Annotated in this window: 19 protein-coding genes and 1 riboswitch; of the genes, 13 read left to right on the forward strand and 6 right to left on the reverse strand. The window is 65.5% G+C overall.

Annotation, left to right across the window (positions count from 1 at the left end):
• The first annotated feature begins 75 nt into the window (after nt 1–75).
• Both msbA and hldE read left to right on the forward strand, forming a co-directional pair.
• On the forward strand, nt 76–1,884 hold the full coding sequence (gene msbA / locus MF6396_RS05655) for a lipid A export permease/ATP-binding protein MsbA (RefSeq protein WP_058541611.1): 1,809 nt from the start codon (nt 76–78) through the stop codon (nt 1,882–1,884).
• Nucleotides 1,885–2,006: 122 nt separating this feature from the next.
• Nucleotides 2,007–3,428, forward strand: a complete 1,422-nt coding sequence (hldE, locus tag MF6396_RS05660) for a bifunctional D-glycero-beta-D-manno-heptose-7-phosphate kinase/D-glycero-beta-D-manno-heptose 1-phosphate adenylyltransferase HldE (protein WP_078479861.1) — start codon at nt 2,007–2,009, stop codon at nt 3,426–3,428.
• Nucleotides 3,429–3,464: 36 nt separating this feature from the next.
• On the opposite strand, the gene MF6396_RS05665 is transcribed toward hldE, so the two are convergent.
• The 4 genes from MF6396_RS05665 to MF6396_RS05680 all read right to left on the reverse strand — a co-directional run bounded on the left by MF6396_RS05665 (nt 3,465) and on the right by MF6396_RS05680 (nt 6,844).
• A complete protein-coding gene (locus MF6396_RS05665) occupies nt 3,465–4,418 on the reverse strand; it encodes a hypothetical protein (RefSeq protein WP_043863572.1) in 954 nt (317 codons plus the stop codon).
• A gap of 40 nt (nt 4,419–4,458) precedes the next feature.
• Complete coding sequence (locus MF6396_RS05670) at nt 4,459–5,271, reverse strand: aldo/keto reductase (protein ID WP_078479862.1); 813 nt, start codon at nt 5,269–5,271, stop codon at nt 4,459–4,461.
• Nucleotides 5,268–6,443, reverse strand: coding sequence for an NAD(P)/FAD-dependent oxidoreductase (locus MF6396_RS05675; protein ID WP_078479863.1), 1,176 nt, complete (start codon nt 6,441–6,443; stop codon nt 5,268–5,270). The genes MF6396_RS05670 and MF6396_RS05675 overlap by 4 nt, the downstream gene beginning before the upstream one ends.
• A 68-nt stretch (nt 6,444–6,511) precedes the next feature.
• Nucleotides 6,512–6,844, reverse strand: coding sequence for a DMT family transporter (locus MF6396_RS05680; RefSeq protein ID WP_043863569.1), 333 nt, complete (start codon nt 6,842–6,844; stop codon nt 6,512–6,514).
• A gap of 85 nt (nt 6,845–6,929) precedes the next feature.
• Here MF6396_RS05680 and MF6396_RS05685 point away from each other — a divergent pair, with 85 nt between their 5' ends.
• Together MF6396_RS05685 and waaA are read left to right on the forward strand one after the other, a co-directional pair.
• Nucleotides 6,930–7,820: a LysR family transcriptional regulator gene (locus MF6396_RS05685; protein ID WP_078479864.1), complete on the forward strand. Its 891-nt coding sequence runs from the start codon at nt 6,930–6,932 to the stop codon at nt 7,818–7,820.
• 14 nt (nt 7,821–7,834) lie between these two features.
• A complete protein-coding gene (waaA, locus tag MF6396_RS05690) occupies nt 7,835–9,109 on the forward strand; it encodes a lipid IV(A) 3-deoxy-D-manno-octulosonic acid transferase (protein ID WP_078479865.1) in 1,275 nt (424 codons plus the stop codon).
• 78 nt (nt 9,110–9,187) lie between these two features.
• Here waaA and MF6396_RS05695 read toward each other — a convergent pair whose 3' ends face one another.
• The gene (locus MF6396_RS05695; RefSeq protein WP_043863566.1) at nt 9,188–10,618 is read right to left on the reverse strand and encodes a TolC family outer membrane protein; all 1,431 of its coding nucleotides are present in this window, start codon (nt 10,616–10,618) and stop codon (nt 9,188–9,190) included.
• A gap of 142 nt (nt 10,619–10,760) precedes the next feature.
• Nucleotides 10,761–10,866: riboswitch (TPP riboswitch) on the forward strand.
• Between the two features lie 146 nt (nt 10,867–11,012).
• Between MF6396_RS05695 and thiC the strand changes: the two genes are divergently transcribed.
• Nucleotides 11,013–12,893, forward strand: a complete 1,881-nt coding sequence (gene thiC, locus MF6396_RS05700; protein WP_078479866.1) for a phosphomethylpyrimidine synthase ThiC — start codon at nt 11,013–11,015, stop codon at nt 12,891–12,893.
• Nucleotides 12,894–13,011: 118 nt separating this feature from the next.
• The gene (gene cytX / locus MF6396_RS05705) at nt 13,012–14,295 is read left to right on the forward strand and encodes a putative hydroxymethylpyrimidine transporter CytX (RefSeq protein WP_078479867.1); all 1,284 of its coding nucleotides are present in this window, start codon (nt 13,012–13,014) and stop codon (nt 14,293–14,295) included.
• On the opposite strand, the gene MF6396_RS05710 is transcribed toward cytX, so the two are convergent.
• Nucleotides 14,264–15,010: an RsiV family protein gene (locus MF6396_RS05710; protein WP_043863563.1), complete on the reverse strand. Its 747-nt coding sequence runs from the start codon at nt 15,008–15,010 to the stop codon at nt 14,264–14,266. The genes cytX and MF6396_RS05710 overlap by 32 nt on opposite strands.
• A gap of 182 nt (nt 15,011–15,192) precedes the next feature.
• On the opposite strand from MF6396_RS05710, the gene MF6396_RS05715 reads away from it, so the two are divergent.
• From MF6396_RS05715 to MF6396_RS05745, 7 genes are all read left to right on the forward strand, one after another.
• The gene (locus tag MF6396_RS05715; protein WP_078479868.1) at nt 15,193–15,810 is read left to right on the forward strand and encodes an NUDIX domain-containing protein; all 618 of its coding nucleotides are present in this window, start codon (nt 15,193–15,195) and stop codon (nt 15,808–15,810) included.
• Nucleotides 15,801–16,253, forward strand: a complete 453-nt coding sequence (locus tag MF6396_RS05720) for a DUF1249 domain-containing protein (RefSeq protein ID WP_043863561.1) — start codon at nt 15,801–15,803, stop codon at nt 16,251–16,253. The genes MF6396_RS05715 and MF6396_RS05720 overlap by 10 nt, the downstream gene beginning before the upstream one ends.
• Before the next feature lie 85 nt (nt 16,254–16,338).
• Nucleotides 16,339–17,154, forward strand: a complete 816-nt coding sequence (gene cpdA / locus MF6396_RS05725) for a 3',5'-cyclic-AMP phosphodiesterase (protein WP_054915740.1) — start codon at nt 16,339–16,341, stop codon at nt 17,152–17,154.
• Nucleotides 17,155–17,301: 147 nt separating this feature from the next.
• A complete protein-coding gene (locus MF6396_RS05730) occupies nt 17,302–17,910 on the forward strand; it encodes a YqiA/YcfP family alpha/beta fold hydrolase (protein ID WP_078479869.1) in 609 nt (202 codons plus the stop codon).
• 36 nt (nt 17,911–17,946) lie between these two features.
• Nucleotides 17,947–19,851 (forward strand): DNA topoisomerase IV subunit B, encoded by a 1,905-nt coding sequence (gene parE / locus MF6396_RS05735; RefSeq protein ID WP_043863558.1) that lies wholly within the window; start codon nt 17,947–17,949, stop codon nt 19,849–19,851.
• Nucleotides 19,848–20,834, forward strand: a complete 987-nt coding sequence (locus MF6396_RS05740) for an esterase-like activity of phytase family protein (protein WP_078479870.1) — start codon at nt 19,848–19,850, stop codon at nt 20,832–20,834. The genes parE and MF6396_RS05740 overlap by 4 nt, the downstream gene beginning before the upstream one ends.
• The gene (locus MF6396_RS05745) at nt 20,831–21,349 is read left to right on the forward strand and encodes a retropepsin-like aspartic protease family protein (protein WP_078479871.1); all 519 of its coding nucleotides are present in this window, start codon (nt 20,831–20,833) and stop codon (nt 21,347–21,349) included. The genes MF6396_RS05740 and MF6396_RS05745 overlap by 4 nt, the downstream gene beginning before the upstream one ends.
• Nucleotides 21,350–21,356 lie beyond the last annotated feature (7 nt).

Genomic DNA, 21,356 nt, shown 5'->3' on the forward strand with positions numbered 1-21,356 from the left:
ATGCCGGACCGGGCGCGTGCCCAATCGGCAGGCTGTGATAAAATCGATCGTTCAACCTGAACAGTGAGCTCGAAGATGGCTGAAACACCGCGCACGGCGCAGCAGAGCTCCAGTCTGAAGATCTATTTCCGACTGTTGACCTACGTAAAGCCCTACATTGGCATTTTCCTGCTGAGTATCCTCGGCTTCGTGATATTCGCCTCGACCCAGCCCATGCTGGCGGGCATCCTCAAGTATTTCGTCGATGGGCTGAGCAATCCCGAAGCGGTGTTGTTCCCCAACGTGCCTTACCTACGTGACCTCCAACTGTTGCAGGCCGTGCCGCTGCTGATCGTGCTGATCGCCGCCTGGCAGGGCCTGGGCTCGTTTCTGGGCAACTTCTTTCTGGCCAAGGTTTCCCTGGGCCTGGTACACGACCTGCGGGTGGAGTTGTTCAACAAGTTGCTGGTACTGCCCAACCGCTATTTCGACAGCCACAACTCCGGACACCTGATTTCGCGTATCACCTTCAACGTGACCATGGTCACCGGCGCCGCCACCGATGCAATCAAGGTTGTGATCCGCGAAGGCCTGACCGTGGTGTTCCTGTTCGGCTATCTGCTGTGGATGAACTGGAAGCTGACTATCGTGATGCTGGCGATCCTGCCGCTGATCGCGCTGATGGTCAGCAGTTCGAGCAAGAAATTCCGCAAGCAGAGCAAGAAGATCCAGGTGGCCATGGGCGATGTGACGCATGTCGCGTCCGAGACCATCCAGGGCTATCGCGTGGTGCGCAGTTTCGGGGGCGAGAATTACGAGCAGCAGCGCTTCGCCGATGCCAGCCAGAGCAACACCGAGAAGCAGCTGCGCATGACCAAGACCAGCGCGGTATACACACCGATGCTGCAACTGGTGATCTACTCGGCCATGGCCGTGCTGATGTTCCTGGTGCTGTACCTGCGCGGCGACTCCACCGCCGGCGACCTGGTGGCCTACATTACCGCGGCCGGTCTGCTGCCCAAGCCGATCCGCCAGCTGTCGGAAGTCAGCTCGACCATCCAGAAGGGTGTGTCGGGGGCCGAGAGCATCTTCGAGCAGCTGGATGTGGAGCCGGAAGTCGACCACGGCACCGTCGAGCGCGACCGGGTTACCGGGCGCCTGGATGTACGCCACCTGAGCTTCACCTACCCGGGTAGCGAGCGCCGCGTGCTCGATGACATCAGCTTCACCGCCGAGCCGGGTCAGATGGTGGCGCTGGTTGGGCGTTCGGGCAGCGGCAAGTCGACCCTGGCCAGCCTGATACCGCGTTTCTACCCGCATGCCGAGGGAGAGATCCTGCTCGATGGCGTGGAGGTGGAGCAGTACCGCCTGCGTAACCTGCGTCGGCACATTGCCCAGGTGACCCAGCATGTGACCCTGTTCAACGACACCGTGGCCAACAACATCGCCTACGGTGACCTGGCCGGTGCGCCGCGCGAGCAGATCGAGGCTGCGGCAGCCGACGCGTATGCCAAGGAGTTCATCGATCAGTTGCCCCAAGGGCTGGACACCGAGGTCGGCGAGAACGGCGTACTGCTGTCCGGCGGCCAGCGCCAGCGTCTGGCGATCGCCAGGGCCCTGCTCAAGAATGCACCGCTGCTGATTCTGGACGAGGCCACCTCGGCCCTCGACACCGAGTCGGAGCGGCACATCCAGGCCGCCCTGGACCAGGTGATGAAAGGCCGTACCACCCTGGTGATCGCGCACCGCCTGTCGACCATCGAGAAGGCCGACCTGATCCTGGTGATGGATCAGGGGCGCATCGTCGAGCGTGGCACGCACGGCCAGTTGCTGGCTGAAAACGGCTATTACGCGCGCCTGCACGCCATGGGCCTGGATGAGCCGGCCAAGGCCGACATCACCTGAGTCACCCTGCCAGGGCGCGTTCTGCGCCCTGGTTGTCACAGCAGGTTACCGGCGCCGAACAGGCCGGTGCCAGGGCTGTGCTAATATCCCGCCCCTGTTCATTTTGTCTATATGGGTTGCCCATGAAGTTGTCCATGCCGCGTTTCGATCAAGCTCCGGTACTGGTGGTCGGGGATGTCATGCTCGACCGCTACTGGCATGGCGGTACCTCTCGCATTTCACCTGAAGCCCCGGTACCGGTGGTCAAGGTCGAGCAGATCGAGGACCGTCCGGGTGGTGCGGCCAACGTTGCGCTGAACATTGCCGCGCTGGGTGCGCCGGCCTCGCTGGTGGGCGTCACCGGCCAGGACGAGGCCGCCGACAGCCTGGCCAACAGCCTGCAGGCAGCGGGGGTGCGTTCGATCTTCCAGCGCATCGCCCATCAGCCGACCATCGTCAAGCTGCGGGTCATGAGCCGTCACCAGCAATTGCTGCGCATCGATTTCGAAGAACCCTTTGCCACCGACCCGCTGTCGCTGGGCGCCGAAGTCGACGCCCTGCTCGAAGGGGTGAAGGTGCTGGTGCTGTCCGACTACGGCAAAGGCGCATTGAAGAACCACCAGAGCCTGATCCAGGCCGCGCGAGCCAAGGGCATTCCGGTGCTGGCCGACCCCAAGGGCAAGGATTTCTCGATCTACCGCGGCGCCAGCGTCATCACGCCGAATCTGGGCGAGTTCGAGGCCATCGTCGGGCATTGCGCCGACGAGACCGAACTGGTCAGCAAGGGCGGCGAGCTGATGCGCGAACTGGAACTGGGCGCCTTGCTGGTGACCCGAGGCGAGCACGGCATGACCTTGCTGCGCCCGGGCCATCCGGCCATGCACCTGCCGGCACGGGCGCGTGAAGTGTTCGATGTGACCGGTGCCGGCGATACCGTGATCTCCACCCTGGCGGCGGCGAGCGCCGCCGGTGAGGAGCTGCCCCATGCGGTCGGTCTGGCCAACCTGGCTGCCGGCATCGTGGTCGGCAAGCTGGGTACGGCGGCCATCAGCGCGCCGGAACTGCGCCGCGCCATCCAGCGCGAAGAAGGCTCCGAGCGCGGGGTGCTGAGCCTTGAGCAGTTGCTGCTGGCCATCGACGATGCGCGGGCGCACAACGAGAAGATCGTGTTCACCAATGGCTGCTTCGACATTCTGCATGCCGGGCACGTGACCTACCTGGAGCAGGCGCGTGCGCAGGGCGACCGGTTGATCGTGGCGGTCAATGACGATGCTTCGGTCAGTCGCCTGAAGGGGCCGGGTCGGCCGATCAACAGTGTCGACCGGCGCATGGCGGTGCTGGCGGGGCTGGGGGCAGTGGACTGGGTCATCAGCTTCTCCGAAGGCACCCCGGAAAACCTGCTTGCCGAGGTCAAGCCCGACGTGCTGGTCAAGGGTGGCGACTACGGCATCGATCAGGTGGTGGGCGCCGATATCGTCAAGGCTTATGGCGGTACGGTGAAGGTGTTGGGGCTGGTGGAAAACAGCTCGACCACGGCGATCGTGGAGAAAATCCGCAAGAACTGAGTGGTTTGACCCGCAATTAGGGCCTGCAAAAACGTCCTACTTCTGTAACGCCAGCCCCAACAGCTGGCGGGCCTTGCCCGTCAGCCTTTTAAGTTTCGAGTCCGGCCTGGGCGCCACCAGCCCCTGCTGCCTCAGCCAGTCCTTCCAGCGAATCCGCTCTTCACGCACCAGCCAGCCATCCTGGCGGGCAAAGCTTTCGGCCAGGTAGATACCACGTGTACTCGCCGGCACCAATCGGTCCTTCTTCAGGGTGTACAGCTCGGCCTGCGGCTGACCGTCTTCCAGCGGCATCAGGTACAAGTCTGGCCGGCTGCGGTTGAGGCGTGCCACCAGTTGGTCGCCCTCAAGGCGCTCGTCCACATGGAACAGGCTCAATGATTTGGCTTCCCTGGGCACTTGAAGGCGCAGGTCATAAATCAGTTGCAGTGACGCCGTGGGCAGGTGGACATAGGCTCGCGGTCGCTCGATCAACGGCTGGTTGCCACAGCGCACCGGTCGCGCGGCCCCCGAGTGAGGGGTCAGCACGAAGGGCATCGCTTCACGGTAATGCAGCGCGTCGGCGTACGGCGCCGGCAACCAGGTGTCGTTGAAACGCCCCCCAAGCCAGCCTTCCGGGGTCTCCAGCAGGCATTCCTCGGCCACTTCCTGCACGGCCGTGTGCAGGGGCAGGTTCAGCTCCTGAGCGGGCACGTAACCGGAGATCAGCTTGAGCACCACATCACCGCGATCCTGGCGGCGCTGGCGCACCAGTACCCAGTAGTCGCGGTTCTGCCACTGCAGGGTGAGGCGCACCGAAACGCCCAGGTTGGCCAGCTCCACGGCGAAACGCTCGGGGTCGGCCACCTGGATCGCCTTGCGCCGCTGCAGGGTCTGGGCAAAGTTCAGCGGCATGCCGATGCTCTGGTAGCTCAGGCCCTCGGGGCCGGCTTCCACATGCAGGGGCAGGGTCTTGAAGTTGCTGGGGTTCTTGCGGATCAGCGTGCGCGGCATCTCGGCTCCTTCTTGCGTTGGGGTCGGCCGCGACGGCGGCTCAGCGCTGGCTCAGGATCTTGGCGACCACGCCCACGTTGTGGGCCAGGTGCACGGGATTGATGGTGCCGACAATAGCACTGCTCACCCCGGGGTGGGCAAACAGCAGCTCGAAGCTGGCCCGCACCGGGTCGACGCCCGGGGCCAGGCAGGCATGACCGCTGGCCAAGGCCTTTTTCACCAGAATCGCCTTGCCGTGTTCGGCAGCATAGTCCAGCACCGGGCGTTCGCCCTGCTCGTCGAGGTTGTAGGTAACCATCGCGCAATCGCCTGTTTGCAGGGCCTGCAGCGCCCCTTCGACGGTTTTGCCGGACAGCCCGAAGCCGCGAATCTTGCCTTCCTGCTTGAGTCGGGCCAGGGTTTCGTACACCGCTTCCTGCTGCAGAATGCGCAGATCGTTGCCGTCGGAATGCACCAGTACAAGATCGATACAATCTGTTTCAAGGCGTTGGAGGCTGCGTTCCACCGAGCGGCGCGTGTGGGCGGCGCTGAAGTCGAAGTGCGAGTGGCCGTCGTCGAACTCTTCGCCGACCTTGCTGACGATCACCCAGTCGTGGCGCTGGCCGCGCAGCAATGGGCCCAGCCGCTCTTCGCTGCGGCCATAGGCCGGTGCGGTGTCGATCAGGTTGATGCCCAGCTCACGGGCCTGGCGCAGCAGCAGGCGGGCCTCGTCGTCGTCGGGGATGGTGAAGCCGTTGGGGTATTTGACGCCCTGGTCGCGGCCCAGCTTGACCGTGCCCAGCCCCAGCGGGGAAACGCTCAGGCCGGTGCTGCCCAGCGGGCGGTGATAGGGGTGCAGGGTCGGCAGGCTCATGGCAGCAGTTGCTCCCATACCGGTTGTGCCAGGGGCGGTTTTGGCAGGGGCGGCAGGGCAGGCAGATTGCCTGGCTTGATATCGTCACGTTCCAGGCTGTTCAGCACGCGGTCAGCGAAGTCCGGTGCCAGGGCCAGCTTGGTCGGCCAGCCCACCAGCAGGCGCTGCTGGTCGGCGAGGAAGGCGTTGTCGGGGCGCACCAGGCCCGATTGCGCAGGTTCAGCGCGGTCGACACGCACGGTGGCCCACTGCACCTGGCTGAGGTCGACCCAGGGCAGCAGCCCCGCGACCTCCTTGCGGGCGGCAGCGATCTGCGCTTCGGGTTCGCGGGCAACGCCCTCGGCTTCGGCCAGGTCGCCGCCCAGGTACCACACCCACTGGCCGTCGGCGGCCGGGTGGGTGGTCACGGTGATGCGCGGCTTGGGCCCGCCGCCCAGGCAGTGGGCGTACAGGGGCTTGAGGCTCGGGCCCTTGGCCATGACCATGTGCAGCGGTCGGCGCTGCATGGCCGGCTGGCTCAGGCCCAGGCTTTGCAGCAGCGCGGCATTGCCGGCACCGGCGCTGAGCACCACGCGCTGGGCGCGGATATCGCGGCCATCGACACGCAAGCCGACCAGTTCGTCACCTTCATGCAGCGGTTCGATATGTTCACCGGCCAGCAGGCTGTCGCCGGCCAGCTCTGCCAGGCGCGCGAGCAGGCTCGGCACGTCCACCACCAGTTCGGCCAGGCGGTACACCTTGCCCTTGAAGGCACGGTCCTGCAGGGCAGGGGGCAACTGGTCGCCCTTGACCTGGTCGACCCGGCCGCGTACCGCCTTGCTGGCGAAGAAGCTGGTGAGGTTGCCGGCCAGGGTGCCGGGCGACCAAAGGTAGTGCGCCTCGGACAGCAGGCGCACGCCGCTCAGGTCCAGTTCGCCGTTGCCGGCCAGGGCCTCGCGCCAGCGCCGCGGCATGTCGGCAATGGCCTCGGAGGCGCCGGTGAGCGCACCGTGCAGGGCGTATTTGGCACCACCGTGGATGATCCCCTGGGACTTGAGGGTCTGCTCGCCACCGAGGCTGGCGCGTTCCACCAGCACCGTCGAGTAGCCCAGGCGGCGCAGGCGGGCATTGAGCCAGAGGCCTGCGACCCCTGCGCCGACGATCAGCACGTCGGTGGAAATAACGGATGACATGCACGCACCTCACAAGCAAAGACAGGAGCGCAGTATACAGCCTGTGAGGTTTCGTACCCTGTCGCTCATCAATGCCCGGTGGTTTTGGAGAACACCTGGATCACCACCACGCCGCCGACGATCATGGCCATGCCGAGCATTGCCGGCACATCCAGTTTCTGCCCGTAGATCACCAGCGCCGCGATGCTGATCAGCACGATGCCCAGGCCCGACCAGATGGCGTAGGCAATGCCTACCGGAATGCTGCGCACCACCAGGGTCAGCATCCAGAACGCCACGATGTAGCCGCACACCATCAGAAGCAGGGGCAGCGGCGTACTCAGGCCCTTGACCGCCTTCATCGAGGCGGTGGCAATGACTTCGGCGCAGATGGCGATGGCCAGGTAGGTATAGGCGTTCATGGTAGTCCTCTGTTCTGGTCGCGCATTCTAGAGGATGGCACAATGGGGTAAAGTCATTACCTATCTATTCTGGAGATAGGCTGGCATGCACGGTCAATGGAACCTCGAACAGCTTCGCACCTTCGTGCGGGTCGCCGAACTGCGCTCGTTCTCGGCGGTGGCGCGTGAGCAGCGCAAGGCCCAGTCGGCGGTCAGCAACGCCATCGCGTTGTTCGAGGCCGACCTTGGGGTCACGCTGTTCGAGCGTAGCAGCGGGCGTCAGCCGCGCCTGACCGATGCCGGCCAGGCGTTGCTCGAGGAGGCACGCGAGCTGCTGCGCCAGTGCGAGCGCCTGGACGGCCGGGCGCAGGCGCTGATGCGCGGGCAGGAGGCGCAACTGCGCCTGGCGCAGGACGAGGCCATGCCCTTCCAGCCGGTGCTCGACAGCCTCGACGAGCTGGCCGTGCAGTACCCGCTGCTGGAAATCCAGGTGGCCAGCGGGGCCCAGGGCGATGTGGCGCGCAAGCTGCTGGAGCGCCGTGCCGACCTGGGCCTGATGTTCCACCACGAGCACATGCCTGCAGCGCTGGAGCGCCAGGCGCTGGGCAGCGTGGAGATGGTCACCGTGTGCGCGGTGCATCACCCGCTGGCGCAACTGGCCAGCGTCAACCGCCAGCAGCTGGCGCAGCACCGTCAGTTGCTGATCACGCCCCAGCAGAGCGGCTACCCTGGCGGCGAACCGATCAGCCCGCAGATCTGGCGCGCCGATAGCTTCTACGTGATGGCCGAGATGCTCATGCGCGGGCTGGGCTGGGCCTGGCTGCCGCGCCATGTGGTGCAGTACCCGGCCTACCAGCAGCAGATGCTGGAGCTTGCCAGCGAGTGGCGCCCGCCGGCGCTGGTGGTGGAGTTGGCGTGGCGCCGCGACGAGCCGCTGGGGCCGGCCGCGCGCTGGCTGGCCGAGCGCTTCGCAGTGCATTTGTGCGCCATTGGCTAGTACACTTCGGCGCCATGAACAGAACCCTATATACCCTGCTGTTTCACCTGGGCCTGCCGCTGGTCGCGCTGCGCCTGTACCTGCGCTCGCGCAAGGCGCCGGCCTATGCCCGGCGCATCGCCGAGCGCTTCGGCCTGAAGCTGCCGCCCCTGCAGCCGGGGGGCATCTGGGTGCATGCGGTGTCGGTGGGCGAGAGCATCGCCGCCGCGCCGATGGTGCGTGCCCTGCTGCAACGTTATCCACAGTTGCCGATCACCATCACCTGCATGACGCCCACCGGCTCCGAGCGCATCCAGGCGCTGTTCGCAAACGAGCCACGCATCCAGCACTGCTACCTGCCGTACGACCTGCCGTGGGCGGCGGCACGGTTTCTGGAGCGTGCACGCCCGCAACTGGCGGTGATCATGGAGACCGAGCTGTGGCCCAACCATATCTACCAGTGCGCCCGACGTGGCATACCGGTGGCGCTGGCCAATGCGCGGTTGTCGGCGCGTTCAGCCAGGGGCTATGCGCGTTTTGCCGGGTTGACCCGGCCGATGCTGGCCGAGATGAGCCTGATCGCGGTGCAGACCGAAACCGAGGCCGAGCGTTTTCGCCAGCTCGGTGCGCGGCCCGAGTGCGTGGAGGTGACCGGCTCGATCAAGTTCGACCTGACCATCGATGCGCAGCTGCCGGTGCGCGCCAGGGCGCTGCGTGAAGAATGGCAGGCGCTGCAACGGCCGGTGTGGATTGCCGCAAGCACCCATGAGGGCGAGGACGAGGTGATCCTGGCAGCGCATCGGCAGTTGCTGGCGCACCATTCGGACGCGCTGCTGATGCTGGTACCGCGTCATCCGGAGCGCTTCAACGCGGTGCATGGGTTGTGCGCAGCGCAGTTTTCCACGGTGCGCCGCTCTGGCGGGGCGCCGGTGACGGCGGATTGCCAGGTATTGCTGGGCGATACCATGGGCGAGCTGCTGTTTCTGTATGCGCTGGCGGACATCGCGTTCGTCGGCGGCAGCCTGGTGCCCAACGGCGGGCACAATCTGCTGGAGCCGGCTGCACTGGCCAGGCCAGTGCTGAGTGGGCCGCATCTGTTCAACTTTCTCGAGATCGCGGCAATGCTGCGCGAGGCGGGGGCGTTGTGCGAAGTGGATGATGCCCAGGGGCTGACGGCCGAGGTGCGGCGCCTGATCGAGCTGCCCAGCGATGCACTGAAGATGGGCGAGGCGGGGGTCGGGGTGATGCGGGCCAATCAGGGGGCGTTGAAGCGCCTGCTGGATGGGCTGGGGAATCTGCTCAAGGCGTGAGGCCTGTTCGCCGGCAAGGTCGGCTCCTACACGGGGTGCGCAACACCTGTAGGAGCCGGCCTTGCCGGCGAAGCTGTTTCAGGGCCTTTCGAAATTGGCTTGCGCCGCCTTGGCCAGGTCCGGCGGCAGGAAGTCCTTGTCCGGGTTGTAGTCGGGCTTGAGGTAGCGACCCAGGTCATTCAGGTCTTGCGGGCTCAAGGTCCCGGCGGCCTGCTTCAGGCGCAGGTTGTCGAGGATGTAGTCATACCGGGTGTTGTTGTAGTCGCGCACCGAGGTGTACAGCTGGCGCTGTGCATCCAGCACGTCGACGATGTTGCGCGTACCCACCTGGTAACCGATTTCGGTCGCTTCCAGCGCACTCTGGTTGGAAATGATCGACTGCTTGCGCGCCTGCACCTGCTCCACGTCGGTGTTCACCGCGCGGTGCAGGTTGCGGGTGTTTTCCACCACCTGGCGACGCAGGCTCTCGCGCTGCTGTTCGCTCTGGCTCAGGCGCTGGTACGCCTCGCGCACCTGCGAGCTGGTCAGCCCGCCACTGTAGATCGGGATGTTCAGCTGCAGGCCGATGCTGGTCTGCTCCACGTCGCCGCGGTAGTTCTGGCCCGTCAGGTTGGGGTTGCTGAAGCCCAGGCTGTCGTTGTCACCCTTCTGGTAGCGCGCCACCGCGTCCACCGTCGGCGCGTGCCCGGCCTTGCGCTGGCGCAGGGTTTCCTCGGCCGCGTTGACCGCGTAGTTGGTGGCCTGCAGGTTCAGGTTCTGCTTTGCGGCGGTTTCTACCCAGGCCTTGGCGTCATTGGGCGTGGGTACCTGCACCGGCAGGGTATGCACGATGCCCTGCACCGAGTTGTAGTCGCGGTTGGTCAGGGTCACCAGGGCCTCGAAGGCGTCGTCCACCTGGCGCTGCGCGACGATGCGGTTGGCCCGTGCGGTGTCGTAGCTGGCCTGGGACTGCAGCACGTCGGTCTTGTCCGACAGGCCCACGTCGAAGCGCTCGTTGCTCTGGTCGAGCTGGCGCTTGAACGCGGCTTCTTCGGCCTTGGTCGAGGCCAGGGTGTCCTGGGCGCGCAGCACGGCGAAGTAGTTCTCGGCACTTTGCAGAATCAGGTTCTGTTCGGTGGCCGACAGCTCCAGCGCCGCCTGTTCGTTCACCGCTTCGGCTGCCTGCAACTGGAACCAGCGGTCGGCGCGGAAGATCGGCTGGGCCAGGGTGGCCTGCCAGGAGTTGCCGCTGCGGTTGGCGGTGATCGAGGGGTGGTCGATCTTCGTACGGCTGTTCATCATCTCGGCGCCGGCCGAGAGGTTGGGCAGCAGGCCGGCACGGGCCTGGGGCACCACTTCCTTGCGGGCGCCGTAGTCGGCGCGGGCAGCGGCCAGGTCGGCGTTGTTGTTCACCGCTTCCTGATACACGCTGACCAGATCGGTGCGTACCGACAGGGGCGGTTCTGCTGCCCAGGCCATTCCGTTGGTAGCACACGACACGGCGAGGGCCAGTGAAAGTTTGCGCAGCATAGGGCAGTCCTTGAACGGTTGAGTATTTCTGAACCGATGAGTGTAGTTGCGCAGGCATTTTGCAACAATCCGCTATTTGCGCCTTTTATCATGCTTGTGCTTGGACTGTTGGCGTTTCGCGTCGCACCGGTCTATGCTGGGCGCGTTCTTGTCGGGGTGCCTTGCGTTGAGGCTGAGATCGGATAATTCCGGATCCCGTTGAACCTGATCAGGTTAGCGCCTGCGTAGGGAACAAGATTGCTCGTCTCCCGCGAGCCCTCTTGTGTCGGCTGCGGGATTGTCATTTCAGCTTTTTGGCTGGTGTGGCATCTTCCGTTTTCGGCACAGCACCAGCCCTGGTGCGCCCGTGCCTTTCAGGTTCACTCCGACTGCCAACCCGTCTGGAGAGCCTGTGATGAGCCAAAAACAAAAATACCCCGCGCACCTGAGTGAATCGGCCAAGGTCGACGAGCAGTCCGTGCAGCCGTTCACCCGTTCGCGCAAGATCTACGTGCAGGGCTCGCGCCCCGATATCCAGGTGCCGATGCGCGAAATCAGCCTGGACGACACCCCCACCGATTTCGGCGGCGAAGCCAACGCGCCGGTGCTGGTGTACGACACCTCCGGCCCCTACACCGACCCCACCGTGCAGATCGACGTGCGCAAGGGCCTGGGCGATGTGCGCTCGGCCTGGATCGACCCGCGTGGCGACACCGAGCGCCTGGCCGGGCTGTCCTCCAGTTTCGGCCAGATGCGCCTGAACGACGTGGAACTGACCAAGCTGCGCTTTGCCCACGTGCGCAACCCGCGCCGGGCCAAGGCCGGCGTCAACGTCAGCCAGATGCACTACGCGCGCCAGGGCATCATCACCGCCGAGATGGAGTACGTGGCCATCCGCGAGAACATGAAGCTGCAGGAGGCCCGCGCCGCCGGCCTGCTCGACCAGCAGCACGCCGGGCACAGCTTCGGCGCAAGCATCCCCAAGGAGATCACCGCCGAATTCGTACGCGAGGAAGTCGCTCGCGGCCGCGCGATCATTCCGGCCAACATCAACCATGTGGAGCTGGAGCCGATGATCATCGGCCGCAATTTCCTGGTGAAGGTCAACGGCAACATCGGCAACAGCGCGCTGGGCTCCTCCATCGAGGAAGAAGTGGCCAAGCTGACCTGGGGCATCCGCTGGGGCTCGGACACGGTAATGGACCTGTCCACCGGCAAGCACATCCATGAAACCCGCGAGTGGATCATCCGCAACTCGCCGGTGCCGATCGGTACGGTGCCGATCTACCAGGCACTGGAGAAGGTCAACGGCGTGGCCGAGGACCTGACCTGGGAGCTGTTTCGCGACACCCTGATCGAACAGGCCGAGCAGGGCGTGGACTACTTCACCATCCATGCCGGCGTGCTGCTGCGCTACGTGCCGCTGACCGCCAAGCGCGTGACCGGCATCGTCAGCCGCGGCGGCTCGATCATGGCCAAGTGGTGCCTGGCGCATCACAAGGAAAACTTCCTCTACACCCATTTCGACGAAATCTGCGAAATCATGAAGGCCTACGACGTCAGCTTCTCGCTGGGCGACGGCCTGCGCCCGGGCTCGATCGCCGACGCCAACGATGCGGCGCAGTTCGGCGAGCTGGAGACCCTGGGCGAGCTGACCAAGATCGCCTGGAAGCATGACGTGCAGTGCATGATCGAAGGCCCCGGCCATGTGCCGATGCAGTTGATCAAGGAGAACATGGACAAGCAGCTCGAGTGCTGCGACGAGGCGCCGTTCTACACCCTGGGCCCGCTGACCACCGACATCGCGCCGGGGTACGACCACATCACCTCGGGCATCGGTGCGGCGATGATCGGCTGGTTCGGTTGCGCGATGCTCTGCTACGTGACGCCCAAGGAGCACCTGGGGCTGCCGAACAAGGACGACGTCAAGACCGGCATCATCACCTACAAGATCGCCGCGCACGCGGCGGACCTGGCCAAGGGGCACCCGGGCGCGCAGATCCGCGACAACGCCTTGAGCAAGGCGCGGTTCGAGTTCCGCTGGGAAGACCAGTTCAACCTGGGCCTGGACCCGGACACCGCACGCTCGTTCCACGACGAGACCCTGCCCAAGGATTCGGCCAAGGTCGCGCACTTCTGCTCGATGTGCGGGCCGAAGTTCTGCTCGATGAAGATCACCCAGGAAGTGCGTGAATACGCCGCCAACCAGCCGGTCGAGGTGGCGGTAGAAGAGGGCATGCGCGAGCAGGCCGAGCGGTTCCGCCAGGAAGGCAGCCAGTTGTACCAGAAGGTCTGAGGCGATCCCTTCGCCGGCAAGGCCGGCTCCTACAGGCGAGACGAATCCCTGTAGGAGCCGGCCTTGCCGGCGAAAGCGTCCTGCAATCCAACCCCCACTCTCCTGCCGAGCCCTGATCGTGAGCACACCCAGCCACTACTCCCCCGATTCCCCCATTCCCGACAGCCAGCGCGTCTTCGGCGCGCGGGACCTGTTCTCCCTGTGGTTCTCCCTCGGCATCGGCCTGATGGTGCTGCAGACCGGCGCCTTGCTCGGCCCCGGCCTGGGCCTGTCCGGCGCGTTGCTGGCCATCACCCTCGGCACGCTGGTCGGCGTTCTGCTGCTGGCCGCCGCCGGCGTCATCGGCAGCGACACCGGCCTGTCGGCCATGGGCACCCTGCGCCTGAGCCTGGGACGCCACGGCGTGGCGCTGCCGGCCATTCTCAACCTGCTGCAACTGGTTGGCTGGGGCGCGTTCGAAATCATCGTGATGCGCGACGCCGCCAGCCTGCTCGGTGCGCGGGCCTTCGGCGCCGACAGCCTGTGGGTCAGCCCGCTGCTGTGGGCACTGTGCTTCGGCGCCCTGGCCACCGCGCTGGCGGTGGCCGGCCCGCTGACCTTCGTGCGCCGCATTTTGCGCAAATGGGGCATCTGGCTGCTGCTGGGCGCCTGCCTGTGGCTGACCTGGAACCTGTTCGCCAAGGCCGACCTGGCTGCCCTGTGGGCGCGCGCCGGGGACGGCTCGATGTCGCTGGGGGTGGGCTTTGACATCGCCATCGCCATGCCGCTGTCGTGGCTGCCGCTGATTGCCGACTACTCGCGCTTCGGCAGGCATTCGGGGCAGGTGTTCGTGGGCACCGCACTGGGCTACTTCATCGGCAACCTGTGGATGATGAGCCTGGGCGTGGCCTACATCCTGGCCTTCGCCACCGATGGCGAAGCCAGCACCCTGCTGCTGGCGCTGGCCGGCGCAGGCTTTGGCATCCCGCTGTTGCTGGTGCTGCTCGACGAGTCGGAAAAGGCCTTTGCCGACATCCACTCGGCGGCGGTGTCCAGCAGCCTGCTGTCAGGCGTGAAGGTCGAGCACCTGGCGCTGGCGATCGGCGTGGTGTGCACCCTGATCGCCTGCTTCGCGCCGCTGGGCCAGTACGAGAACTTCCTGCTGCTGATCGGCTCGGTGTTCGCGCCGCTGTTCGGTGTGGTGCTGAGCGACCACTACGTGCTGCGCCGGCGTCGCCTGCCGGGTGTGGTCGACGGCCTGCACTACGGGGCGCTGGTGGCGTGGGCCTGTGGCGTGGCGACTTACCATGTGCTGGCGCATTACGCCGCAGACGTTGGCGCCACCCTGCCAGCCTTGCTGCTGGCAGGGGCGCTGCATCTGTTGCTGGGCTTCAACCGCGGCCGGGAAACAGCTCGGGCCTGATCACGCCGTTCAGGCGCGGGTAGGGAATCTTGAGCTCGATGTGGCCCATGGAGTACGGGGCGATGGCATACACCTCGTACTTCACCACCACCGCGCCGTAGGTCAGGGCGACGTGCGGTGACTTCTGGAACGGCCAGTTCTTCACGAACTCGGCGTCCTTGTCCATGCCGGTGCTGATCAGCCAGCCCTTGTGGGCCTCTTCGACGGTCTTCCAGAAGGTCGCCTCCTGGCCCGGCACCAGCATGTCCTGCAGGGTCAGCACCTTGTCCTGCTGGCGCGAATAGTTGATGAAGCCGCGCCCCGGCATGCCGTGCGCGCCGCCGGTGTCCAGGTAGCTGGACAACTCGATGATCACCAAGCCGTCATGCTGCTCGCGTACCTTGGCCTGCAGGTAGCTGCTGTTGCGGCTCTGGGCCGATTGCAGGTAGCTGTCCTCGTAGGACTTGAGCGAGGCCGGCAACGGTGCGCCCTCGCCATCGCTGGTGAGCTTGAGCAGGCTGCGCTCGACGATCGCATCGAGCTTGGGGTTGGTGGGGAAGTGCACCGTGTCGATGTTCACCAGCGGGCAGTCGGCTGCGGTGCAGCCCGGCTTGATGTGCTCCCACCTGTCGCGCTTGACCTCGAGCGGCACGCGCATGTTGGGCTGGAACAGGCTCTGGCAGGCGCCCAGGGTCAAGGCCAGGGCGGTCACGCAGGCTAATTTCGCAAGTGACATGATGATCCTTGTAGTGCAACGGTAATCGGGCTTGGACCGTCGGCAATGCCGTCGGTTCGCCACTAAGCTGACAAGAAAGGCTGCGCCTATCCTCGCAGCCCGCACGATTGTTTTAAAGGGGTGAAACCGCGCAGTGTGCAGGTTAGGATGGCGCGACGTGGTAATGGGGTAACGAGGTATCCATGACAGACAAGCCAAAGGCCATTCCGACCGACGTACAGATCGTGCGGCGCGAAAACTGCTTCAAGGGCTTTTACCGGCTCGACCGGCTGCACCTGCGCCACGAGCTGTTTGCCGGCGGCATGGGCCGCGAGATCAGCCGTGAGCTGTTCGTGCGCCACGACGCAGTGTGCGTGCTGCCCTATGATCCGCAGCGTGACGAAGTGGTGCTGATCGAGCAATTTCGTGTCGGCGCCATGGGCAAGGTCGACAACCCCTGGCTGGTGGAACTGGTCGCCGGTCTGATCGACAAGGACGAACAGCCCGAGGAGGTTGCGCACCGCGAGGCGCAGGAGGAAGCTGGGCTGACATTCAGTGCGCTGTGGCAGATGACCAAGTACTTTCCGTCGCCCGGCGGCAGCGATGAATTCGTGCACCTGTACCTGGGGCGTTGCCACAGCGACGGCGCGGGCGGCCTGCACGGGCTGGAAGAAGAGGGCGAAGACATTCGCGTGAAGGCCTGGGCGTTCGAGGATGCGTTGCAGGCCGTGCGCGATGGGCGCATTGCCAATGCCGCGAGCATCATCGCCCTGCAATGGCTGGCGTTGAACCGTGATGAAGTCAGGGGTCTGTGGTCGTGAATCTGTTGCGCGAGCGCTACCGGGTCGATCTGGTCGGCTTGCAGGCTGCCTGCGAGGCCAACTATGCGCGCCTGATGCGCCTGTTGCCCGACATGCGCACCACCCAGAGCTCGCGCCGCATCGGCATGACCCAGGGTGACCAGATGCTCGGCGTGCTGGTGCTCGACGTGGTGCTGGCCTGCCCTTACACCACCACCCTGCGCGTGCGCCAGGAGCACAGCCTGCCGTGGCTGCCGGTGCCGCAGCTGGAGGTGCAGGTGTACCACGACGCGCGCATGGCCGAGGTGGTCAGTGCCGAGCATGCGCGGCGCTTTCGCAGTGTCTACCCATACCCCAATGCGGCCATGCACCAGCCGGACGAAAAGGCCCAGCTCAACCTGTTCCTGGGCGAGTGGCTGAGCCATTGCCTGGCCTGCGGCCACGAACTGGAAGCGGTTCGCTGAAAATGTGACCGGTGTCGTGGGCGCGGGGTTTGCCGTTGCCTGCATTCCCACCATAATCGTGCAGAATCCGCCCAAGGAGACGGCCTTGCCGCACTCGATCATCCCTTCCCGTGACGCCTCGGTGCTGCTGGTGCAGCTCTCCGACAGTCATCTGTTCGCCGAAGCCGAAGGCACGCTGCTGGGCATGAACACCCGCGACAGCCTGCGCCGGGTGGTCGAGCGTGTACTCGACGAACAGCCGGTGGTCGACCTGGTGCTGGCCACCGGCGACCTGTCGCAGGATGGCAGCGTCGAATCCTATCTGCAGTTTCTGGCCCTCAGCGGCAGGATTCCGGCCCCAGCCCGCTGGCTGGCCGGCAATCACGACGAACCGTTCCCCATGGCCCAGGTGGCACGCGGCAGCGCGCTGCTCGAGCCGGTGGTGGATGCCGGCGCCTGGCGGGTGATCATGCTCAACTCGGCCGTGTGCGGCTCGGTGCCGGGGCTGCTGGCAGACGATCAGCTGCAACTGCTCAGGCAGGCCCTGGAGGCCGCACCGCAGCGCCATTGCCTGATCTGCTTCCATCACCAGCCGGTTTCCATCGATTGCGCCTGGATGGCGCCCATCGGGCTGCGCAACGCCGATGCGCTGTTCGACCTGCTCAAGGGTTATCCACAGGTGCGCGCGCTGCTCTGGGGGCATATCCACCAGGAGTGGGACCAGCTGCGTGACGGTGTGCGTCTGCTCGCCTCGCCGTCCACCTGCATTCAGTTCGAGCCGGGCAGTGAAGACTTCAAGGTGGGCGACCAGGCCCCGGGGTATCGCTGGCTGCGCCTGCATGACGACGGCAGGCTCGAGACCGGGGTCTCGCGCGTGACCGACTTTGCCTTCACCGTCGATTACGGCAGCAGTGGGTACTGAGCGCTGCAAGCTGCAAGTGAACGCGAATATCACCGCCCGGTTGTAACCTGATGTTTGAAAGTTGCCGCTCAAGGCTTCTCGAACAGGCTAAACTGCGCGTCTTTTGTGCTCGTTGCGACGGGCGTTGCATGGGCATCGGGGGCGATCATGTCGGGTTCGATTCTTTATATCCACGGGTTCAACAGTGCGCCCAGTTCGACCAAGGCCAGCCAGCTGAGCAGTGTGATGCAGCAGCTGGGGCTGGCCGGGCAGCTGCGCGTGCCCCTGCTGGACAACCATCCGCGCCAGGCCGTGGCGCAGCTTGAACGTGCCATCGCCGAGCTGGGTTCGCCATTGCTGGTCGGCAGCTCGCTCGGGGGCTACTATGCCACCCACCTGGCCCAGCGCCACGGGCTCAAGGCCTTGCTGATCAACCCGGCCGTCAATCCGCACCAACTGTTCGACGGCTACCTGGGCCCGCAGCAGAATTTCTACACCGGGGAAACCTGGGAGCTGACACTGGACCACGTGCAGGCCCTGGCCGAGCTGGAAGTGCCCGCACCGAGCGACCCCGAGCGCTTTCAGGTATGGCTGCAGACGGGCGATGAAACCCTGGACTACCGCCGTGCCCAGGCCTTCTATCGGGCCTGTGCGCTACGCATCGAGGCCGGTGGCGACCACAGCTTCAAGGGCTTCGCGCAGCACCTGCCGGCCATGCTGAGCTTTGCCGGCATTGCACCGCAGGTGTACCAGGCATTCGATTTTTCTGTACTTTGACTGATTATTTTCACCTACGACTGACGACGAGAACCCATGGCCAATCCCAGCGCTAGCGCCTATAACGCAGACGCCATCGAAGTCCTCTCCGGCCTTGACCCGGTGCGCAAGCGCCCGGGCATGTACACCGACACCAGCCGGCCCAATCACCTGGCCCAGGAAGTCATCGACAACAGCGTCGACGAAGCGCTGGCCGGCCACGCCCGCACCGTGCAGGTCATCCTGCATGCAGACCATTCGCTGGAAGTGTCCGACGACGGTCGCGGCATGCCCGTGGACATCCACCCCGAAGAGGGCGTGTCGGGCGTCGAGCTGATCCTCACCAAGCTGCACGCCGGCGGCAAGTTTTCCAACAAGAACTACCAGTTCTCCGGCGGCCTGCACGGGGTGGGCATCTCGGTGGTCAACGCCCTGTCCAACCAGGTACGGGTACGGGTCAAGCGCGACGGCAACGAGTACCAGATGACCTTCGCCGACGGCTTCAAGGCCACCGAGCTCGAAGTGATCGGTACCGTCGGCAAGCGCAACACCGGTACCAGCGTGTACTTCGCGCCCGATCCCAAGTATTTCGACTCGCCCAAGTTTTCCATCAGCCGCCTCAAGCATGTGCTCAAGGCCAAGGCTGTACTGTGCCCGGGGCTGCTGGTCAGCTTCGAGGACAAAGGCACCGGCGAGAAGGTCGAGTGGCATTACGAGGACGGCCTGCGCTCGTACCTCGAAGACTCGGTAAGCGAGTTCCTGCGCCTGCCCGACGCGCCGTTCTGCGGCAGCCTGGCGGGCAACAAGGAGGCCGTGGACTGGGCCTTGCTGTGGCTGCCCGAAGGCGGCGACAGCGTGCAGGAAAGCTACGTCAACCTGATCCCCACCGCCCAGGGCGGCACCCACGTCAACGGCCTGCGCCAGGGCCTGCTCGATGCCATGCGTGAGTTCTGCGAGTTCCGCAACCTGCTGCCGCGCGGGGTCAAGCTGGCCCCCGAGGACGTGTGGGAGCGCATCAGCTTCGTGCTCTCGATGAAGATGCAGGAGCCGCAGTTCTCCGGCCAGACCAAGGAGCGCCTGTCGTCCCGCGAGGCCGCCGCATTCGTTTCCGGCGTGGTCAAGGATGCCTTCAGCCTGTGGCTCAACGCCCACCCCGAAGTGGGCATGCAACTGGCGGAACTGGCGATCAACAACGCCGGGCGCCGGCTCAAGGCCAGCAAGAAGGTCGAGCGCAAGCGCGTGACCCAGGGCCCGGCACTGCCGGGCAAGCTGGCCGACTGCGCCGGGCAGGACCCGATGCGCGCCGAGCTGTTCCTGGTCGAGGGTGACTCGGCCGGTGGTTCGGCCAAGCAGGCGCGCGACAAGGAGTTCCAGGCCATCCTGCCGCTGCGCGGCAAGATCCTCAACACCTGGGAAGTCGACGGCGGCGAAGTGCTGGCCAGTCAGGAAGTGCACAACATCGCGGTGGCCATCGGCGTCGACCCCGGTGCCACCGACATGAGCCAGCTGCGCTACGGCAAGATCTGCATCCTGGCCGACGCCGACTCCGACGGCCTGCACATCGCCACCTTGCTCTGCGCCCTGTTCGTGCAGCACTTCCGCCCGCTGGTGGAGGCCGGCCACGTGTACGTGGCGATGCCGCCGCTGTACCGCATCGACCTGGGCAAGGAGATCTACTACGCCCTGGACGAGGCCGAGCGCGACGGCATCCTCGACCGCCTGGTGGCCGAGAAGAAGCGCGGCAAGCCGCAGGTCACCCGATTCAAGGGCCTGGGCGAGATGAACCCGCCGCAGCTGCGTGAAACCACCATGGACCCGAACACCCGGCGCCTGGTGCAGTTGACCCTGGAAGACCTCGAAGGCACCCGCGAGATCATGGACATGCTGCTGGCCAAGAAACGTGCGGGCGACCGCAAGAGCTGGCTGGAGTCCAAAGGCAACCTGGCCGAGGTACTGGCTTGATCGCTCGGTGCCTGGCAGCGCTGTTGTCACTGCTGGGCGTGCCGGCGCTGGCCGAAACCTGGCCGGAGCTGGCGATGCAGAGCGAGCATCCGGTAGAGGGCATGCGTGGCGGCAACCTGTCGGGGCTGGCCCTGTGCAACGGCGAGCTCTGGACCGTCTCGGATCGCGACGACGACCTGCTGTACCGCCTGGACACCACCCAGACGGTGTGGCAGGCCGAAGGTATTCGCCTGGAGGTGCCGCCGGTGCCGGACAGCGGCCTGCCCTGGGGCCTGCGCTCGAGCAACTGGGCAATGTCCTACGTGCGCGGCGGCGAGCTGGATTTCGAAGGCATCAGTTGCGATGCCGCAGGCAATCACTACCTGGTCAGCGAAACCCATGTGGCGGTGCTCAAGGTACCGGTCGCAGGCGACCCCAGCTGGCTGAAGATCGACCCGAGCATGGTCCGCCAGGCGCGCGCCAGCGGCATGCTGCTTCACTTCAATGCATTGTTCGAAGGCATCGCCGTGAACCCGGCCGGCGATCGCCTGTGGCTGGCCGCCGAGCGCGAGCGCCGCGGGCTGATTTCGATCAATCGCCAGCAGACCACCTGGCACTGCGGTGATGGCTGCGTGCTGCTCAGCGAGGCCGGCACCGAGATGCAGCCTGCGCAGATGCCCAACGCCCGCGAGCGGCCCCGGGATTTTGCCGACCTGGCGCTGTTCGAAGGCAAGCTGTTCACCCTGGAGCGCAACGCCTACCGTATCTGCCGGCGTGATGCCGACACTGGAAGCGTGGAGCGCTGCTGGTCGTTCGCTGCCGATGCCCTGATCGAATCGCGGCAGTATTCGCAGCCGTTCGGCCTGGCCGAGGCCCTGGTGATCGATGCCAAGGGTGCCTGGATAGGCCTGAACAACAACGGCGGTCGCCGCGCCGATGGCGAAAACCGCCCGATCGTGTGGCGCTTTGCAGCGCCCCAGGGCGGCTGGAGCGCCAAACCGTGAGCCAGGCACCGGGCAAGCGTGCCGGCCGGGTGATGCTGGTGCTGGCGTGGGCGGCCGGCCTGTTCCTGGCCACGCGCTTTTTTGGCGACTGGGAACAGCGCCAGGCCAACCCCAACAGCCAGATCAGCTCGCAGCACGGCGATGGCTATGTCGAGGTGCGGCTGCTGGGCAATGGCCAGGGGCATTTTGTGGCCGACGGTCTGATCAACGGCCAGGCCGTGCATTTTCTGCTGGATACTGGCGCCACCGACGTGGCGATCCCCGAGAGCCTGGCCCGGCAGTTCAGCCTGGAGCGTGGTGCGCCCGTGACCCTGAGTACCGCCAATGGTCGTACCGAGGGCTATCGCACTCGCCTCGACAGCCTGCAACTGGGCGATATTCTGCTGCGCGACGTACGCGCCCTGGTGGTGCCGGGGCTGGACGGCGAGCAGGTACTGCTGGGCATGAGTGCCCTGAAACAACTCGAATTTACCCAGCGCGGCGGCACCTTGCTGCTGCGCCAGACCTTGAAATGATGAGGCC

Origin of the sequence: Pseudomonas sp. MF6396 (assembly GCF_002018915.1) — a bacterium.
In the GTDB taxonomy this organism is placed as follows: Bacteria; Pseudomonadota; Gammaproteobacteria; order Pseudomonadales; family Pseudomonadaceae; genus Aquipseudomonas; species Aquipseudomonas palmensis.

Coding starts and splice junctions, on each gene's coding strand:
- msbA (WP_058541611.1), top strand. CDS start 76: ATGGCTGAAACACCGCGCACGGCGCAGCAGAGCTCCAGTCTGAAGATC.
- hldE (WP_078479861.1), top strand. CDS start 2,007: ATGAAGTTGTCCATGCCGCGTTTCGATCAAGCTCCGGTACTGGTGGTC.
- MF6396_RS05665 (WP_043863572.1), bottom strand. CDS start 4,418: ATGCCGCGCACGCTGATCCGCAAGAACCCCAGCAACTTCAAGACCCTG.
- MF6396_RS05670 (WP_078479862.1), bottom strand. CDS start 5,271: ATGAGCCTGCCGACCCTGCACCCCTATCACCGCCCGCTGGGCAGCACC.
- MF6396_RS05675 (WP_078479863.1), bottom strand. CDS start 6,443: ATGTCATCCGTTATTTCCACCGACGTGCTGATCGTCGGCGCAGGGGTC.
- MF6396_RS05680 (WP_043863569.1), bottom strand. CDS start 6,844: ATGAACGCCTATACCTACCTGGCCATCGCCATCTGCGCCGAAGTCATT.
- MF6396_RS05685 (WP_078479864.1), top strand. CDS start 6,930: ATGCACGGTCAATGGAACCTCGAACAGCTTCGCACCTTCGTGCGGGTC.
- waaA (WP_078479865.1), top strand. CDS start 7,835: ATGAACAGAACCCTATATACCCTGCTGTTTCACCTGGGCCTGCCGCTG.
- MF6396_RS05695 (WP_043863566.1), bottom strand. CDS start 10,618: ATGCTGCGCAAACTTTCACTGGCCCTCGCCGTGTCGTGTGCTACCAAC.
- thiC (WP_078479866.1), top strand. CDS start 11,013: ATGAGCCAAAAACAAAAATACCCCGCGCACCTGAGTGAATCGGCCAAG.
- MF6396_RS05710 (WP_043863563.1), bottom strand. CDS start 15,010: ATGTCACTTGCGAAATTAGCCTGCGTGACCGCCCTGGCCTTGACCCTG.
- MF6396_RS05715 (WP_078479868.1), top strand. CDS start 15,193: ATGACAGACAAGCCAAAGGCCATTCCGACCGACGTACAGATCGTGCGG.
- MF6396_RS05730 (WP_078479869.1), top strand. CDS start 17,302: ATGTCGGGTTCGATTCTTTATATCCACGGGTTCAACAGTGCGCCCAGT.
- parE (WP_043863558.1), top strand. CDS start 17,947: ATGGCCAATCCCAGCGCTAGCGCCTATAACGCAGACGCCATCGAAGTC.